Source organism: Streptomyces sp. NPDC056479 (assembly GCF_042795335.1).
GTDB lineage: Bacteria > Actinomycetota > Actinomycetes > Streptomycetales > Streptomycetaceae > Streptomyces.
Genome location: NZ_JBHTRZ010000003.1, coordinates 388,559 through 404,284 on the forward strand (window position 1 = coordinate 388,559; position 15,726 = coordinate 404,284).

Annotated in this window: 16 protein-coding genes; 1 reads left to right on the forward strand and 15 read right to left on the reverse strand. The window is 72.5% G+C overall.

Translation table 11 applies throughout. The annotated features are described in order from the left end of the window. Window positions 1-20: 20 nt before the first annotated feature. The 9 genes from ACFQ6S_RS13290 to ACFQ6S_RS13330 all read right to left on the reverse strand — a co-directional run bounded on the left by ACFQ6S_RS13290 (window position 21) and on the right by ACFQ6S_RS13330 (window position 8,905). Complete coding sequence (locus ACFQ6S_RS13290; RefSeq protein WP_383407441.1) at window positions 21-533, reverse strand: cytochrome P450; 513 nt, start codon at window positions 531-533, stop codon at window positions 21-23. Then, a complete protein-coding gene (locus ACFQ6S_RS13295; RefSeq protein ID WP_383407444.1) occupies window positions 502-1,209 on the reverse strand; it encodes a hypothetical protein in 708 nt (235 codons plus the stop codon). The genes ACFQ6S_RS13290 and ACFQ6S_RS13295 overlap by 32 nt, the downstream gene beginning before the upstream one ends. Then, window positions 1,206-2,594 carry an alkaline phosphatase family protein gene (locus tag ACFQ6S_RS13300; protein ID WP_383407447.1) on the reverse strand — a complete coding sequence of 463 codons (1,389 nt, stop codon included), beginning with the start codon at window positions 2,592-2,594 and terminating at the stop codon, window positions 1,206-1,208. Before ACFQ6S_RS13300 ends, ACFQ6S_RS13295 begins: the two co-directional genes overlap by 4 nt. Next, complete coding sequence (eboE, locus tag ACFQ6S_RS13305) at window positions 2,591-3,748, reverse strand: metabolite traffic protein EboE (protein WP_383407450.1); 1,158 nt, start codon at window positions 3,746-3,748, stop codon at window positions 2,591-2,593. The genes ACFQ6S_RS13300 and eboE overlap by 4 nt, the downstream gene beginning before the upstream one ends. A 7-nt stretch (window positions 3,749-3,755) precedes the next feature. Then, complete coding sequence (locus tag ACFQ6S_RS13310; RefSeq protein WP_383407453.1) at window positions 3,756-4,610, reverse strand: TatD family hydrolase; 855 nt, start codon at window positions 4,608-4,610, stop codon at window positions 3,756-3,758. A gap of 2 nt (window positions 4,611-4,612) precedes the next feature. Next, window positions 4,613-5,308: an EboA domain-containing protein gene (locus tag ACFQ6S_RS13315; RefSeq protein ID WP_383407456.1), complete on the reverse strand. Its 696-nt coding sequence runs from the start codon at window positions 5,306-5,308 to the stop codon at window positions 4,613-4,615. A gap of 86 nt (window positions 5,309-5,394) precedes the next feature. Next, the gene (locus tag ACFQ6S_RS13320) at window positions 5,395-6,255 is read right to left on the reverse strand and encodes a sugar phosphate isomerase/epimerase family protein (RefSeq protein WP_383407459.1); all 861 of its coding nucleotides are present in this window, start codon (window positions 6,253-6,255) and stop codon (window positions 5,395-5,397) included. A gap of 32 nt (window positions 6,256-6,287) precedes the next feature. Then, window positions 6,288-7,316, reverse strand: a complete 1,029-nt coding sequence (locus tag ACFQ6S_RS13325; protein ID WP_383407462.1) for an SCO3242 family prenyltransferase — start codon at window positions 7,314-7,316, stop codon at window positions 6,288-6,290. A 176-nt stretch (window positions 7,317-7,492) separates the two neighbouring features. After that, window positions 7,493-8,905 (reverse strand): phytoene desaturase family protein, encoded by a 1,413-nt coding sequence (locus ACFQ6S_RS13330; RefSeq protein ID WP_383407465.1) that lies wholly within the window; start codon window positions 8,903-8,905, stop codon window positions 7,493-7,495. 97 nt (window positions 8,906-9,002) lie between these two features. On the opposite strand from ACFQ6S_RS13330, the gene ACFQ6S_RS13335 reads away from it, so the two are divergent. Continuing rightward, the gene (locus ACFQ6S_RS13335) at window positions 9,003-9,605 is read left to right on the forward strand and encodes a hypothetical protein (protein ID WP_383407468.1); all 603 of its coding nucleotides are present in this window, start codon (window positions 9,003-9,005) and stop codon (window positions 9,603-9,605) included. On the opposite strand, the gene ACFQ6S_RS13340 is transcribed toward ACFQ6S_RS13335, so the two are convergent. From ACFQ6S_RS13340 to ACFQ6S_RS13365, 6 genes are all read right to left on the reverse strand, one after another. Continuing rightward, on the reverse strand, window positions 9,541-10,386 hold the full coding sequence (locus ACFQ6S_RS13340; protein ID WP_383407471.1) for an inositol monophosphatase family protein: 846 nt from the start codon (window positions 10,384-10,386) through the stop codon (window positions 9,541-9,543). The two genes, ACFQ6S_RS13335 and ACFQ6S_RS13340, sit on opposite strands and share 65 nt — an antisense overlap. Before the next feature lie 158 nt (window positions 10,387-10,544). Beyond that, entirely contained in the window at window positions 10,545-12,371 is a 1,827-nt protein-coding gene (locus ACFQ6S_RS13345; RefSeq protein WP_383407474.1) for a gamma-glutamyltransferase family protein, read from the reverse strand. Between the two features lie 67 nt (window positions 12,372-12,438). After that, a complete protein-coding gene (locus tag ACFQ6S_RS13350) occupies window positions 12,439-12,837 on the reverse strand; it encodes a (2Fe-2S) ferredoxin domain-containing protein (protein ID WP_383407477.1) in 399 nt (132 codons plus the stop codon). 1 nt (window position 12,838) lies between these two features. Continuing rightward, window positions 12,839-13,621: an ABC transporter ATP-binding protein gene (locus tag ACFQ6S_RS13355; protein WP_383407480.1), complete on the reverse strand. Its 783-nt coding sequence runs from the start codon at window positions 13,619-13,621 to the stop codon at window positions 12,839-12,841. After that, window positions 13,618-14,631, reverse strand: a complete 1,014-nt coding sequence (locus tag ACFQ6S_RS13360) for a FecCD family ABC transporter permease (RefSeq protein ID WP_383407483.1) — start codon at window positions 14,629-14,631, stop codon at window positions 13,618-13,620. Before ACFQ6S_RS13360 ends, ACFQ6S_RS13355 begins: the two co-directional genes overlap by 4 nt. After that, window positions 14,628-15,677, reverse strand: a complete 1,050-nt coding sequence (locus ACFQ6S_RS13365; RefSeq protein WP_383407486.1) for an ABC transporter substrate-binding protein — start codon at window positions 15,675-15,677, stop codon at window positions 14,628-14,630. Before ACFQ6S_RS13365 ends, ACFQ6S_RS13360 begins: the two co-directional genes overlap by 4 nt. Window positions 15,678-15,726 lie beyond the last annotated feature (49 nt).

A 15,726-nucleotide genomic window follows, 5' to 3' on the forward strand; every position in this document is an offset into this window, starting at 1 on the left:
GCGGTGGGGGCCGCCGCAGGTCACCGCCAGGCGACCGGCAGCGAGCGCACTCCGTGGACCGTGCTGGTCGAGAGGGCGAGCGACTCGGGCGGCACCGTCAGGCGCAGGGTCGGCAGCCTGCGGAACAGGGCGGCCAGGCCCAGCCGGAGCTCTGCGCGGGCCAGGGACTGGCCGAGGCACTGGTGCAGTCCGTGGCCGAAGGCCAGGTGGCCGGACGCATCGCGGCGGACGTCCAGGGAGTCGGGGTCGGAGTACGTCGAGGGGTCGCGGTTGGCCGACTGCAACGCCACCACCACGCCCTCCCCGGCGCGGATGCGGACCCCGGACAGCTCCACGTCCTCCATGGCGATCCGCCGTATCCCCGAGTGGATGACGGTCAGATGGCGCAGGAGTTCCTCCACCGCCCCGGGCCACAGGGAGTCGTCGGCGCGCAGGGCGTCGAGTTGGGCGGGGTTGTGCAGCAGGGCGATCACGGCCAGCGGGAACATGTTCGCCGTCGTCTCATGACCCGCCAGCAGCAGCAGGGAGACCATGCCGGTGGCCTCGTCGAGGCCGGCCTCGCCGGGTCGCCACCCGCTCCGTGGCCAGCCGGGAGATCAGGTCGTCGGCGGGTTCCTCGGCGCGTCGCTCGATGAGGGCGCGCAGATAGCCGTAGAGCGCCATGCGGGCGCTCATCGCCTCGGCCGGGTCGCCGGCGACGCTGGTGAGGGCGTTGGACTTCTCGCGGAAGAAGCCGTGGTCGTCGTAGGGGACGCCGAGCAGTTCGCAGATGGCCAGGGTGGGCAGCGGGAGTGCGTACGACGCCACCAGGTCGGCTTCCGTCGTGCCGCCGTCCGTCATCGCGTCCAGCAGGTCGTCGCAGATCCGCTGGATCGCGCCCTCCATCTGCTCGATGCGCCGGAAGGTGAAGTCGGGGATGAGCATGCGCCGCAGCCGGGTGTGGTCCGGCGGATCCATCTGGTGGAAGAGGCCCGGGGCCTGCGGGGGTGCGCCCGGGCGGGTGTGGGGGAAGTCCGGGTGGTTGGCGTCGGCGCTGAAGCGGGGGTCCGCGAGGACCGTGCGGGCGTCCTCGTGGCCGGTGATCAGCCAGGGGCTGTTGTCGCCCCAGATCGTCACCCGGCGGATCGGCTCCTCGGACTGCCACTTGGCGTATTCGGGTGCCGGGTCGAGCAGGGGGCGGATCGTGGGGAGCGGCGGGTGGGTCGTCATTTCTCGGTTCCTTCGGTGGACAGGCCCGCGAGGCCCAGCAGCAGGGACTTGACCTGCGTGGCCGCGTAGGCCTCCCGTGCCGGGTCCGGCTGCGAACACAGCAGTACGGGGCCGTCGGCGGGGTCGGCGGGCAGACGGCCGTGGCTGCCCCGGACGCCGGACGGGTTGAGCGGGACGGTCCTGAGGCGGTAGCGCAAGCCGAGCTTCTTGCGGGCGACCTGGCCGACGGCGCGCAGCTTCACGCCCGGGACCGTGTCGTCGTAGAGGAGTTCGGCGGGGTCGTAGCCGGGCTTGCGGTGGATCTCGACCTGGCGGGCGAAGTCGGGGGCGCGGTCGTCGTCCAGCCAGTAGTAGTACGTGAACCAGGCGTCGGGGTCGGCCACGGCGACGAGTTCGCCCGAGCGCTCGTGGTCCAGGCCGTGCGCCGCCTTGCCGTCGGCGTCCAACACCCGCTCCACGCCGCCCAGTTCGGTGACGATCTTCGCGACCGCCTCGGTGTCGGCCGGGTCGCGTACGTACACATGGGCGATCTGGTGGTCGGCCACCGCGAAGGCGCGGGAGGTCCACGGGTCGAGGTACTCCATGCCGTCCTGTGTGTACACCTCCAGCAGGCCCGCCCGGCGCAGCGCCCGGTTGATGTCGACGGGGCGGGAGGCGGGCGCGATGCCGTACTCGCTGAGTGCCACGACGGTCGCGCCCTCGCGCAGGAAGTGGTCGAGCAACGGGCGCAGGGCGTCGTCGAGTCGGCGGGCGGCCCGGAGGGTGGCGTCCGAGTCGGGGCCGGAGCGCTGGGGCTCGTAGTCCATCTGCGGGATGTAGACGAGGGTGAGGTCGGGGCGGTGCTCGTCGAAGATCTGGCGGGAGGCGGCGAGGATCCACTGGGTGGAGGGCATGCCCGCGTTCGGGCCCCAGTAGGTGAAGAGGGGGAACGGGCCGAGCCGGTCGGTGAGTTCGTCGTGCAGGGAGGGCGGCCAGGTGTAGCAGTCGGGTTCCTTGCGGCCGTCGGAGTAGTAGACGGGGCGCGGGGTGACCGTCCAGTCGACGTCGGCGCCCATCGCGTACCACCAGCAGATGTTGGCGACCTTGTAGTCCGGGTTCGTCCTGCGGGCCGTCTCCCAGATCTTCTCGCCGCCGACGAGCGCGTTGTGCTGGCGCCACAGCATCACTTCGCCGAGGTCGCGGAAGTACCAGCCGTTGGCCACCGCGCCATGGGTGGAGGGCGGTTCGCCGGTGAGAAGGGTGGACTGGACGGTGCAGGTCACGGCGGGCAGCACGGTGTCGAGCCGGGCCTGGAAGCCGCGTTCGCCGAGGGCGGCGACGGCCGGCATGTGCTTCAGGAGCTTCGGGGTCAGGCCGACGATGTCGAGTACGACCACGCGGTTCATGAGGGGTCCTCCTTGAGGCCGAGGCCGGTCAACCGGTCGCGGGCCCAGGCGAGTTCGGCGGCGATGCCGCCGGGAAGGTCGGTGGGCGGTTCGGGCAGGACGGACCAGGTGTAGGTCTCGACCTCGATGTGGTCGCAGTCGGCCGACGCGCCGCCCAGCAGCCCCGCGAGGACCTGGTCGAGCTGGTCGGCGGTCGTACGTAGCGGGGGTTCGGGCCGGGTGTGCAGCGGGGCGTGGAAGTGGACGCGCCAGGGGCCGTCGGCGTTGGGGAGGCCGCCGTCGAGGGCGTCGGGCAGATCGTCCACGCCAAGGACGTCTCCGTCGGTCACCGTGCGGGTCTGGTGCAGGAACCGGGGTTCGGCGAGCCGGTGCAGGGCCGTTCGGGCGGCGGGATCGGCCGGGTTCGCGGCCTCCACGGCGCAGGACGCCTGGAGTTTGACCACGGGCAGCCCGGCCTCCGCCAGCCGGCGCAGGGCCTCGGCGGGCTGCTCGAACTGGACGGCGAGATGGCAGGCGTCGAGGCAGACGCCGAGCCGGTCGGGGTCCAGCCCGCCCAGTTCCCGTACCGCCTGGGTGGTGGTCTCGACGACGCACCCCGGTTCCGGTTCGAAGCCGACGCGGATACGGCGGCCCGTCCACGATTCGAGCGCGGCGAGCCCGGTGGCGAGCCGGTCCAGGGCATGGCGGGCCTCGTCGGCGCAGGCGCGGTGCCACGGGGTGCGCCAGGCGAGCGGCAGGGTGGAGACGCTGCCGTGGCCGACGTCGTCCGGGAGCAGGACGGCGAGGACGCGGGCGCAGTCCAGGGTGTATCGCAGCCGCGCCTCGTCGGCCCAGTCGGGCAGGTACACGTCCTTCTTGACGACCTCGCGGTGGAATCCCGCGTAGGGGAAGGCGTTGAGGGTGACGGTCTCCAGGCCGCGCGCCCGCAGCTCGGTCTTCAGCCGTGCCGACGCGGCTTCGTCGCCGGCGAGTTCGGTGACCACGGGACGGGCCAGCCACAGCCCGATACCGAGCCGGCCGGCCCCGAGGCGCTCGCGTACGGGTTCGGCGTACTCGGCGAGCTGGGCGATCACCCCCTCCAGGTCCTCGGCCTGGTGGACGTTGCTGCAGTAGCCGAGGTGGACGGTGGTGCCGTCGGGGTGCAGAAAGCGCATCGGACCCTCACGCTCCCCCGCGACGTATGGAGTTGCCCTGGAAGGTGGCCTCTTCGTCCGGCTTGGGCTCCTCCAGCTCCAGGCGTCCGCTCTGGCCGTAGAAGGCGACGGGGTTGCGCCACAGCACCTTGTCGACGTCGTCCTCGTCGAACCCCGCGGGGAGCATGGCGTCGGCGGTCTTCCGCGTCTTCAGCGGATCCGAACGCCCCCAGTCGGCGGCGGAGTTGACCAGTACCCGCTCCGTCCCGTGCTCCTTGAGGATCTCGACCATCCGGTCCTCGCTCATCTTGGTCCTCGGGTAGACCGAGAACCCGGCCCAGCAGCCGCTGTCGAGGACCATGCCGACGGTGAGCTCGTTGAGGTGGTCGAGGACGACGAGTTCGGGGGCGATGCCCGACTCCCGTACGACGTCCAGAGTGCGACGCGTCCCGGCGGCCTTGTCGCGGTGCGGGGTGTGCACGAGGGCGGGCAGCTCGTGCTCGATGGCGAGCCGTAGCTGAAGGGCGAGCGCCTCGTCCTCCTGCGGGGTCATCGAGTCGTAGCCGATCTCGCCGACGGCGACGACCCGGTCCTTGGCGAGGTAGCGGTCCAGTTCGTCGAGGACCGGGACGCAGCGGGGGTCGTTCGCCTCCTTCGGGTTGAGCGCGATCGTGCAGAAGTGCTGGATGCCGAACTGGGCGGCGCGGTACGGCTCCCAGCCCAGCAGTCCGTCGAAGTAGTCGTAGAAGCTCTCCGGCGAGGTGCGGGGCTGGCCCAGCCAGAAGGCGGGTTCGACGACGGCGCGCACCCCGGCGGCGTACATCGCCTCGTAGTCGTCGGTCGTCCGGGAGGTCATGTGGATATGGGGGTCGAAGATGCGCACGGTCAGCCCTCTTCCTTGAGTACGTCCGTGAGTGCGTCGGTGAGTTCGGGCGCGAGTTCGGCGTCGATGACGTCCGGGAAGGCGCGGACGACGGACCGGATGTCCTGGGGTACGTCACGTCCCGCGACGATCCGCTCGTGGGCGAAGTCGGCGAGCATCCGGGCCAGTTCACGGTCCGCGCGGGTGCCGAGGCCGCTGACGCGGTCGAGCGGGATCTCGCAGAAGACGCACTTCAGTACGGCCTGGCGGTACTCGGCGTCGGGGAGGTGCGCGGCGGCGTACGGGCCGAGGGCGGCCTCGATCAGGGTCGTGTCGTTGCCGCGCAGGGCCTCTCGTACGAGGGGGAGGGCGAGGTCGCCGAGGTCGAGCAGCGGCAGGGTCCGAAGGACCGCACGCTGTTCGGCCGGGTCGCCGTGCCGATGCAGACGGGTGACCTCCTCGGCCAGGGTAGGGCCGCGCAGGGGCAGCGCGGTGAGCAGGACGGCGCGGGCGGCCTCGTCCACGGACCAGTGCTCGGTGAGGCGGCCGTGCCCGCAGCGCCGTCGTGCGGCGGGGAAGAGACGCCGTACGGCGGCGGGTTCGACGGCGATCTCGGCGGCGCTCCCGTCCAGCCACGCGCGTGCCGTGGGGTCCAGCGCGGCGTTCAGGGCGGGGTGGGGGTGCGGTGGAACGGAGGGGGAGGTGGACGTGACAGCCATGGGGGGGAACAACTTCCGCTGAAGTGAGAGGAGTTGGGGCTGAGGGGGAAAGGGCCGGGGGGCAACCCCTGAACGGTGGGTTGCGGCTATTCGGCCGCGGCGGCCCGTTCGGCCGCGCGCAGGAACTCGATCGAACGGCGGGCGACTTCGGGCGCGTCGAGCGAGCCGCCCTGGATCTCCACGGAGACCAGGCCGGGGTGTCCGAGCTCGCGCAGGACGGCCAGCACGGGCGGGAAGTCGATCTCGCCGGCGCCGAATTCGAGATGCCGGTGGACGCCGCGCCGCATGTCCTCGATCTGCGTGTTGCGCAGGATCGGCGCCGCCCGGCGCAGACAGTCCAGCAGCGGCCGTTCCTCCACGCAGTGGGCGTGGCCGACATCGAAGGTGACCCCGAACAGCTCATGCCCGTCGACCAGTTGGGCGAGCCGCAGACAGCGCTCCACGGTGTCGACGAACATGTACGGTTCCGGCTCGAAGGCCAACGCCACCCCGTACTTCTCCGCCGTCTCCAGCACCGTCTCCACGCCCTCCGCGAGCCGCTTCCACGCGTCCTGCTCCGGCAGCCCGTCCGGCGCCGGGCCGCTGCACAGATGCACGGTGGGCGAGCCGAGGTCGGCGGCGATGCGCAGGGCACGGCGCAGCAGGTCGACCCTGAGCTCGGAGCCGTCCGACATCAGCGTGGGCAGATGCTTGCCCCAGAGGTCGAGGAAGTAGGGCGCGCCGGTCTCGACCGTGATGCCGAGACCCTGCCGGCCCAACTGCCGGGCCACGGCGGCGACGCGGCGGGGCAGGTCCTCGGCGTACGGGTCGAGGTGATTGTGGTCGAGCGTGAGGGCGACGCCGTCATAGCCCAGGTCGGCGAGGACGACGAGAACATCGCTCAGCCGGTGATGGGTGAAGCCGTTGGTGCCGTAGCCGAACTTCAGTGGGGTGGGGGGAGGTTTCATGGTGCCGGTTCCTCACACGGAGGTGGTGGGTCTCAGGTGGGGGATATGCGCCGGGCCAGCCGTCGCGCGAGGGGGTGCACGACGCCGAGCGCGGCGGCGACGCCCGGCGCCCCACCACGCGCGGTCAACGCCGCCTGAAGGGGCATCAGCCCAAGGATCCCGGCCCCAACGGCCCGCCGCACGTTCTCGCCCGAGGGCGCCCGTACGGCTCGGACCTGGGCGGTTCCATAGGTACCGAGGTAGGCGAGAGCACCGGCGGCGGTGACGGCGGGCAGGAGCTTTCCGGAGACGGTGAGGGCGGTGCGCACCTTCTTGGACCGGGCGGCGACAGCAACGCCCCTCAGGGGCGCGGGGAACTGCGCGACCAGCCACGACGGCGCGGAAGCCGGCAAGCAACCTTTCGCAGCGCTTCCGGCGCCGTCGCCCCGGGCCACCGGAACCGCCGTGGCAACCGCAACCGCCGCCGACACAGCAAGAGTCCCGACAGGAACCCGCACCGGCGCACCAGCCACCTCATGCCGGCTGAGAGCCATCAACGTCCCGGTATGCACACCGACCAGTCCAGCAGGCACAACGGCACGACGAAGGGCAACGCCGACCGATTCCGCACCCGGCCCAGGCACCACCGCCCCCGCCAGAACATCCAGCACCCGAGCCCCCGCCATGGCGAAGCCCCCCGCCGCCGTGGACTTGAGCTTCAGGTCGTACGCCCAGACCAGCCCTGCCAAAGGCAGCGCGGTGAACACACTCCGCCGACCACCCGCCACCGCGGCCAGCCCCAGCCCCGCCGCCGTGAGCCCCCCGGCCACGGCAAGGGCGGTACGCCGCGGAACACGCCCCGACGGCACCGGACGTTCGGGCCGCTCGACGGAGTCGACCGCCGCGTCGGCGTAGTCGTTGAGGGCCATGCCGGCCCAGTAGAGACAGACGGAGGAGCCGATCACTCCGAGGGTACGGGCGCCCAGGGGGCGTCCGGCGGCGGCCGCTCCCGCGATCACGTCACCGGGGACACTCAGCGCGGCCGGCGCTCTGACGAGCAGGGCGAGGTCGGCGAGGCGCACGGCAGACCGGGATCCACAGCGGGCAACCGCTTTCCGATCTTTCATGGCCGCACCCTACTCGGCGGCAGTTGAGCCTTCAGCTACCTACCCCCCGGTAAGCGGAGTGACAAAGAAGACACAGATTTCTCTTACCGCGAGGCCCGAACTACCGGTAAAGGTGGGTCGTTTGAGCCGTCTCACGGTTCCTGGCGCAGTCGCCGCCATACCGCCTTGGCCGCGTTGTGTCCCGACATGCCGTGCACGCCCGGTCCGGGCGGGGTCGCCGACGAGCAGATGAAGACGGCCGGGTGCGGGGTGGCGTAGGGGAAGAGCGACAGCTTGGGGCGCAGCAGGAGTTGGAGCCCGGAGGCCGCGCCGGAGCCGATGTCGCCGCCGACGTAGTTGGCGTTACGGGCGACGAGTTCGGCGGGGCCGGCCGTCGCGCGGGCGAGGACGCGGTCGCGGAACCCCGGGGCGTACCGCTCCAGTTGACGCTCCATGGCGTCCGTGAGGTCTCCGGTCCAGCCGTTGGGCACATGCCCGTACGCCCAGAAGACCTGCTTGCCCTCGGGGGCCCGGGTGGGGTCGGCGACGCCGGGCTGCACCGTGATCATGAACGGCTTGTCGGGCGCCCGGCCCTCCCGGGACACGGCGCGCAGCGCGGTGTCGATCTCCGCGCTGTTCCCGCCGATCTGCACGGTGCCGGCCCGCCGGGCGTCCGGCGCGGTCCAGGGCACCGGGCCGTCCAGCGCGTAGTCGATCTTGAAGACGCCGGGGCCGTAGCGATAGCCCTCGTAGTAACGGCCGAAGCCGGCGATCCGGGCCAGGGCGGTCGGTGAGGTGTCGAAGATGTACGCGCGCGCGGGCGGCAGATCGTCGAGCCGCTTGACCTCGTAGTCGGTGTGGACGCCGCCTCCGAGGTCCTCCAGATACGCGGTGAGGGCGTCGGAGATGGACTGCGAGCCGCCGCGGGCCACGGGCCAGCCGCGGGCGTGCGCCGCGAGGGCGAAGACCAGACCGATGGCGCCGGTGGCGAAGCCGCCGAGCGGGGCCATGACGTGCGCGACGAGGCCGGAGAACAGGGTCCTGGCCCGCTCGTCCTTGAAGCGGCGCATCAGCCATGTGGACGGGGGCAGCCCTACCAGGCCGAACCGGGCGAGGGTGACCGGGTCGCGGGGCAGCGCCGTCAGTGGCAGGGACATGAAGTCGCGGGCGAGGGTGTCCCACTTCGCCAGGAACGGCGCGACCAGCCTGCGGTACGGCCCCGCGTCGCGCGGTCCGAAGGAGGCGGCCGTCTCGGCCACGGACCGGGCCAGCACGGCGGCGGTGCCGTCGGTGAACGGGTGCGCCATCGGCAGGTCGGCGTGCAGCCACTCCAGGCCGTAGCGTTCGAGCGGCATCGCGCGGAACGCGGGTGAGTTGATGCCGAGAGGGTGCGCGGCGGAGCACGGGTCGTGCCGGAAGCCGGGCAGGGTCAGCTCCTCCGTGCGGGCTCCCCCGCCGACGGTGTCACGCGCCTCGAACACTGCCACGGAGAAGCCGCGGCGGGCCAGCTCCACGGCAGCGGTCAGTCCGTTCGGTCCCGCACCCACCACGACCGCATCGAGCATCGACGGCACCTTCGGACCCCTTCGTCAGCCGATGGCCATTGAAGGTCAGGATATGCCTGGGCACCGACAACACCGGGGCGCGGGTAAGGTCCGCCGGGTGACGCACCGCTTCCGCTTCCATGTGCCCGAGGAAGACACCTGGCACTGGTTCGAGCTGACGGACACGGGCCGGGTGGTACGGCAGATCTCCTTCCGGGGACCCGCCGGTGTGCCGGTGGTCGCCGCGGAGGCGGAGGAACTCGCGCTGACCCGGCAGGCGTGCGGGGACTGGGGCGTTCAGCTGTACGAGGTGGTGTACGGGGTGCCGGCGCGAGAGCCGGTCGTGGAGCCGGCGGACGCGCGGACGGTGGACCGGCGCGCATTCGACGTCGCGTGGGGCCGTGCCCGTGCGTACCGCCAGTGCGAGGTGCGGCACGACAGCGGTCCCCTGCCCGTCGGCACCCGCCTGACCGGCACTTTCACCGTCTCACCCTGGGGACCCGGCATGACCGGCGTGTTCGTCGACGTCGGCCTGCCCGCCCCGGGCTTCGTGGACGCCCTGATCCTTCTCCAAGCCGGGTGCCAGTGGCCCGCGGAGGGCACACCGGCCGAGTTCGAGGTGGTCGACCTGCGTGTCGGCCGCTCCCACCCGCAGATCAGACTCCGCCCGACAGCAGTCCCGCCACCCGCCGAGCCGTGGCCTCGTCCCGGGCCGCGGTGAACGGCAGGGCATTGTCACCGGTGACGCGGAAGGGCTCGCCCGTGAGGGTCAGGTGCGTGCCGCCGGCCTCCTCGACCAGGAGGATGCCCGCCGCGTGGTCCCATGCGGCCTCCCAGCTGAACGCGATCGCGTCCAACTCGCCGCGGGCGACGGCGAGATACTCCAGGCCGGCCGAGCCGCAGGGGCGCGGGGCGACACCGTCGGTCCACAGGCCGAGGAGCGCGCGCTTCTGCTCGTCGGTGGTGTAGTCCGGGTGGGAGGTGGCGATTTCGAGGTCGCGACCGGGCTCCGGCGCACCGGAGATCAGCCGCTCGCCGTCGAGGAAGGCGCCCTGGCCCCGTATCGCCGTGGCCAGTTGGTCGCGGGCGGGGGCGTAGGTCCAGGAGGCGAGGAGCACGCCGCGCTGAGCGAGCGCGACCAGCGTGCAGAAGCCGTCGTCCCCGTTGACGAACTGCCGGGTGCCGTCGACGGGGTCGACGATCCAGACCGGGGCGTCGCCGCACACCGCCTCGTAGGTCGCCGGGTCGGCGTGCACCGCTTCCTCGCCGACCACGACCGAGCCGGGCAGGAGCGCGCCGAGTGCCTCGGTGAGGTACTTCTCGGCGAGCCGGTCGGCGTCGGTCACCAGGTCGTGCGGTCCGCTCTTCTGGTCGACCTCGTGCTCGGCGAGCTGCCGGAAACGAGGCATGACCTCGGCCGCTGCCGCCCTGCGGACCGCTTCCGCCACGTCGGCGGAGTGCTGTGCGAGAAACTCTTCGATGGTTTCGTTGGTTCGGATCACGTGTCAATAAGAACATGCCCCACTGACAATCCCCGCCCGCCAGGTGGCTGCCGGATGGCATCGGCGTGAACTCCAGGGGTGCGAATCGGCAGGTCAGAGGCATGTTCTCAGCGCCGTACTCAGGGGCGGTGCTCAGGGGCGGTGCTCAGTGCCGGTCCTCAGCGCCCCACCGCGTACCCCTGCATCCCCCGCGGATTCGCCGCCGCCGAGAGGACCCCGGTGTCCGGGTCCCTCGCCACCGCGCACAGCCTGCCCTCCGACCACGCGTCACCGACGGTCACCTCATGACCACGCCGCCTCAGCTCGTCCACCACCGCGGCGTGCGTCCGGGACTCCACGGTCACGCTCCCCGGTCGCATCCCGCGCGGATGGAAGGAACCGGGGAAGCTGTCGTTGTGCCAGTTCGGGGCGTCGATCGCGCCCTGGAGGTCGAGGCCGCCGCGGACCCGCTCGCGCAGGGCGACCGCGAGGAGGAAGTGCAGCTGCCACTGGTCCTGCTGGTCCCCGCCGGGCGTGCCGAAGGCCATGACGGGCACTCCGTCGCGCAGCGCGATCGAGGGGGTGAGCGTCGTCCGCGGGCGCCGTCCCGGTGTCAGGGAGTTCGGCAGGCCCGCTTCCAGCCAGGTCATCTGGAGCCGGGTGCCGAGCGGGAAGCCCAGCTCGGGCACGACGGGGTTGGACTGCAGCCAGCCGCCGCTGGGGGTGGCCGCGATCATGTTGCCCCAGCGGTCGACGATGTCGAGATGGCAGGTGTCGCCCCGGGTGCCGCCGTCGGCGGAGACCTCGGGCTCCCCCGGCACCGGGGACGTCGGCGGCCTGGCGACCGTGGGCTCCCCCGCGCCCAGCGCGTCGAAGCCCGGCTCCTCGGTGGCCGCCCCGCGCGCGTGCGCGCTCAGCCGCGGGGTGCGCCCGCCCGGACTGCCGGGCCGCAGATCGTGGGACGCCTTGTCGCCGACCAGCTCCCGCCGGGCCGCGTTGTACCCGTCCGACAGCAGGTCGGCCAGCGGTACCTCGGCCGCGTCGCCGTACCAGGCCTCCCGGTCGGCCATGGCCAGCTTGCAGCCCTCGACCAGCAGATGGACGTACTCGGCGGACCCGTACCGCGGCAGCTCGTGCGGGAGCAGCGCGAGCTGCTGGAGGAGGACCGGGCCCTGGCTCCAGGGGCCGGCCTTGCACACGGTCCAGCCGTTCCAGTCGTACGTCGCCGGCGCCTCGTAGCTCGCGGACCAGTCGGCGAGGTCGGCGGCCGTGAGCGTGCCGGAGTGCCGCCGGCCGCTGGTGTCCGTCGTCGGGCGCCCGGCCTGCCGTACGAGGGCCTCGGCGATGAAGCCGGACCGCCACACCTCCCGCGCCGCCTCGATCTGCGCGACCCGGTCCCCGGCCCCCGAGACCTCGGCGAGCAGTCGCTTCCAGGTGGCGGCGAGGGCGGGGTTGCGCAGCAGTTCGCCGGGCCGGGGCGGCTCCCCGTCCGGCAGATACACCTCGGCCGACGAGGTCCACTCCGTCTCGAACAGCTCCCGCACGGTCTCGACGGTCTCGCCGACCCGCTCCACGGGCGCGTGTCCGTGCTCGGCGTACCCGATGGCGTACTCCAGCACCTCGGCGAGCGTCCTGGTCCCGTGGTCCCGCAGCAGAAGCATCCAGGCGTCGAAGGCACCGGGCACGGCGGCGGCCAGCGGCCCCGTCCCCGGCACCAGCTCCAGTCCGAGCTCCCGGTAGTGAGCGACGGTCGCCCCGCGCGGCGCGACCCCCTGCCCGCACACGACCCGCACCTCGCCGCCCGCCGGGGCGATGAGGATCGGCACCTCACCGGCCGGACCGTTGAGGTGCGGCTCGACCACATGCAGCACGAACGCGCCCGCCACGGCGGCGTCGTAGGCATTGCCGCCGCGCTCCAGCACCGCCATCGCGGACTGCGAGGCGAGCCAGTGGGTGGAGGACACCATGCCGAAGGTGCCCTGGAGGGTGGGACGGGTGGTGAACATCGGGTCGGTCACCTCGCTGTCGGCGCGGATCGGTCCATCCGATCTTCCTGTCCCACCTGTTCGGGCTTCAACCTTCCGGCTGGGACACGGCCGTGGGGTCCGGCTTCGCCGTGCTCCGCCGGGGCGGGGTGAAGGTGTAGAGGTCGAGCACGTCGGGGCAGGGTGCGACGCCGGGCCCGCCTGCCCGGACCCAGTCGACGATGTCCTCGGTCGCGTCGGGGTCGTTGACGAGGCCGAGCCAGACGGGACGGGCGCCCGCGGCGCGGCCTGCGGCGGAGGGCTGGACGACGATGACGTTGGCGTGTTCGCACACGTCGAGGCAGTCGGAGATGCGCACGGGCACGTTCTCGGCGAGCCGCGCGGACTGCTGGGCGTGATCGACTCCGGGCACCTTCGGCGTCCCGCAGCAGCAGTCCCGGCACACGACGACCCGGCTGGGCACCGGCTGTTTCGGGGGTGTCTGCACGTCAGTGCCTCTCCACGGGAGCGGTCGGCCGCAGGAAACGGATCACCGGGTGGCCGGGGTCGTCGGTGACCTCGGCGCGGACGCCGTAGACCTGCTCGATGAGGGCGGGGGTGAGGACCTCGGCCGGGGTGCCCTCGGTGACCGCGCGGCCCTCGCGCAGCACGAGCAGGCGGTCGCAGTACATCGCGGCGAGGTTGAGGTCGTGCAGGGCGATCACGGTGGTGACCGGGAGGTCCGCGACGAGGTCCAGCAGGTCGAGTTGGTGCTGGATGTCGAGGTGGTTGGTCGGTTCGTCGAGGAGGAGTTCGCGGGGTTCCTGGGCGAGCGCACGGGCGATCTGGGTGCGCTGGCGTTCTCCTCCGGAGAGGGTGTGCCAGGACTGGCCGGCCCGGGCGGTCAGTCCGGTGCGTTCCAGTGCCGCGGCCACCGTCTCGGCGTCGTCCGCCGTGGCCGGGGTCCAGGCGCGGCGGTGCGGGATGCGGCCGAGGGCCACGACGTCCCGGACGGTCAGTTCGGTCTGGGTGTCGGCGTGCTGTTCGACGGTGGCGACGCGCCGGGCGGTGGCACGGCGGCCGACCTCGGTGAGCGGGCGTCCGTCCAGGGTGACGACTCCGGCGGTGGGCGCGAGGACTCCGGCGAGGAGCCTCAACAGCGTCGACTTTCCGGACCCGTTGGGGCCGAGCAGGCCGACGGTCTCGCCGGGGCGCAGGGTGAGGGTGACACCGTCGACGATGACCTGGCCGGCGATGCGGCGTACGACACCCTGGGCGTGCAGGCTGGTCACGCCTTCCTCCGTCCCCGGTAGAGCACCGCCACGAACGCCGGCACGCCGATGAGGGACGTGACCACGCCCACCGGGACCTCCTGGGGGTCGAGGACGGTGCGGGCGGCGGTGTCCACCCACACCAGGAAGACGGCTCCGGTCAGCGCCGTGACCGGCAGCAGGCGGGCGTGGCCGGCGCCGGTGAGGGCGCGGGTGACATGTGGCAGGACCAGACCGACGAAGCCGATCGCGCCGGCACAGCTGACCAGGGCGGCCGTGAGCAGCGCGGTCGCGCAGAGCAGGACCAGGCGGGTGCGGGCGACCCGGACGCCGAGTCCGGCGGCGGCGTCGTCACCGAAGGCGAAGGCGTCCAGGGTGCGGGCGTGACCGAGGCAGACGGCGAGGACGACGGCCAGTACGGCGGTGCAGAGCAGCACCTGCCCCCAGTCGGCGCCGGAGAGCGAGCCCAGCAGCCAGAACAGCACGCCCCGGGTGGTCTCGGCGTCGGCCGAGGTCAGCACGATGAACGAGGTCAGTGCGGAGAACAGCTGCATGGCCGCCACCCCGGACAGCACGACCCGGTCCGTGCTGCCGCCGAGGACGTGGCTGAGCAGCAGCACCATCGCGAAGGAGAGCAGGGCGCCGAGGAAGGCGCCCGCCGACAGCGACACCACTCCTCCGCCGACGCCCAGCACGACGACGGCGACGGCTCCCGTGGACGCGCCGGAGGACACCCCGAGCACGAACGGATCGGCCAGCGGATTGCGCAGCAGCCACTGCATCACCGCCCCGCACACCGCGAGCCCGGCGCCGCACACGGCGGCGAGCAGGGTGCGCGGCATCCGCAGGTTCCACACGATGCCGTCCCGCAGCGGCGCCAACGCGCTCTCGCCGAGGCCGAGATGGGCGGCGACGGCGGCCCACACGTCCCCCGTGGAGATGTCGGCGGGCCCGATCGTCACCGCGACGGCGACCGACGCGAGCAGCGCGGCCAGCCCGCCGCCGGTCAACAGCAGCGTACGGACGCTCACTTGGCGCGTCCGTCGAGCGCGAAGTCGCGCAGTCCCGCGGCGACCTGCTCGATCCCTTCGACCGTGCGGATGGACGGGTTCATCGCCTGCCCGCTCAGCAGGACGTACCGCCTCTTCTTCACCGCGGTCAGACTGCGGGTGGCGGGGTTGGTCTCCAGGAAACGGATCTTGGCAGCGGCGGTCTCCGCGGTCTGCTGCTTGCGCGTGAGGTCGCCGATCACGATGACGTCGGGGTCACGGTCGGCGACGGTCTCCCAGTTGATCTGGGGCCACTCGTCGTGGGTGTCGGAGAAGGAGTTCTGCGCACCGACGGCCCGGGTGATGGCACCGGGCGCGCCGCAGCAGCCGGCGAGATAGGGCGACTGGGAGTTGGCGAACCAGTACATGAGGGAGACGCCGGAGGCGTCCAGCCCGTCGGTGGCCTTGCGCACCCGCTCCTTCAGCCCGGCGACGAGCTTCTCGCCGCGCGCGTCGACGCCGAACGCGCGGGCCAGGTCGCGGATCTCGCCGTACACGGCATCGAGGGTGAGCGGCTCGCTGCGCGATCCGTCGCCCCCGCTGTCGTTGTCCTTGCCCGCCGCGCAGTCGGAGGGCGAGACATACGTCGGCACTCCGAGCTTCTCGAACCGCTCGCGGGTGGCGACGCCGCCCTTGCCGAGGGTGGAGACGAACGAGGCGGTGACGAAGTCGGGTTCGGCGTCGAGGACTTTCTCGAAGGAGGGGTTGTCGTCGGCCAGGCGCGGCACGGACGCGTTGGCCTTCTCCAGGCCCTTCATCACCGGGTCCGTCCAGGTCGCCGTACCCGCGACACGGTCGGCGAGGCCGAGGGAGAGCAGGATCTCCGTGGTGCCCTGGTTGAGGGAGACGACGCGCTGCGGGGCCGCCTTCAGGGTGACCTCGTGCCCGCAGTTGTCGATGGTGCGGGGGTATCCCGCGCCGGCGGGCTTCGCGGTGTCCGCGCCGGAACCGCCGCCGCAGGCGGTGAGCAGGAGGACGGGAGCCAGCAGCAGGGCGGCTGGACGGAGGGCTGAGCGGAGCACGGGCATGCCTCGGGTGTCGGGGCTCGTACGCGGAGCCTGGCCTACGGACGTCCTC

Excerpts from the sequence above, each read along its gene's own strand:
- eboE (WP_383407450.1), bottom strand. The coding sequence starts at position 3,748 with ATGCGCTTTCTGCACCCCGACGGCACCACCGTCCACCTCGGCTACTGC.
- ACFQ6S_RS13290 (WP_383407441.1), bottom strand. The coding sequence starts at position 533 with ATGGTCTCCCTGCTGCTGCTGGCGGGTCATGAGACGACGGCGAACATG.
- ACFQ6S_RS13330 (WP_383407465.1), bottom strand. The coding sequence starts at position 8,905 with ATGCTCGATGCGGTCGTGGTGGGTGCGGGACCGAACGGACTGACCGCT.
- ACFQ6S_RS13300 (WP_383407447.1), bottom strand. The coding sequence starts at position 2,594 with ATGAACCGCGTGGTCGTACTCGACATCGTCGGCCTGACCCCGAAGCTC.
- ACFQ6S_RS13345 (WP_383407474.1), bottom strand. The coding sequence starts at position 12,371 with ATGTTCACCACCCGTCCCACCCTCCAGGGCACCTTCGGCATGGTGTCC.
- ACFQ6S_RS13295 (WP_383407444.1), bottom strand. The coding sequence starts at position 1,209 with ATGACGACCCACCCGCCGCTCCCCACGATCCGCCCCCTGCTCGACCCG.
- ACFQ6S_RS13365 (WP_383407486.1), bottom strand. The coding sequence starts at position 15,677 with ATGCCCGTGCTCCGCTCAGCCCTCCGTCCAGCCGCCCTGCTGCTGGCT.
- ACFQ6S_RS13315 (WP_383407456.1), bottom strand. The coding sequence starts at position 5,308 with ATGGCTGTCACGTCCACCTCCCCCTCCGTTCCACCGCACCCCCACCCC.
- ACFQ6S_RS13320 (WP_383407459.1), bottom strand. The coding sequence starts at position 6,255 with ATGAAACCTCCCCCCACCCCACTGAAGTTCGGCTACGGCACCAACGGC.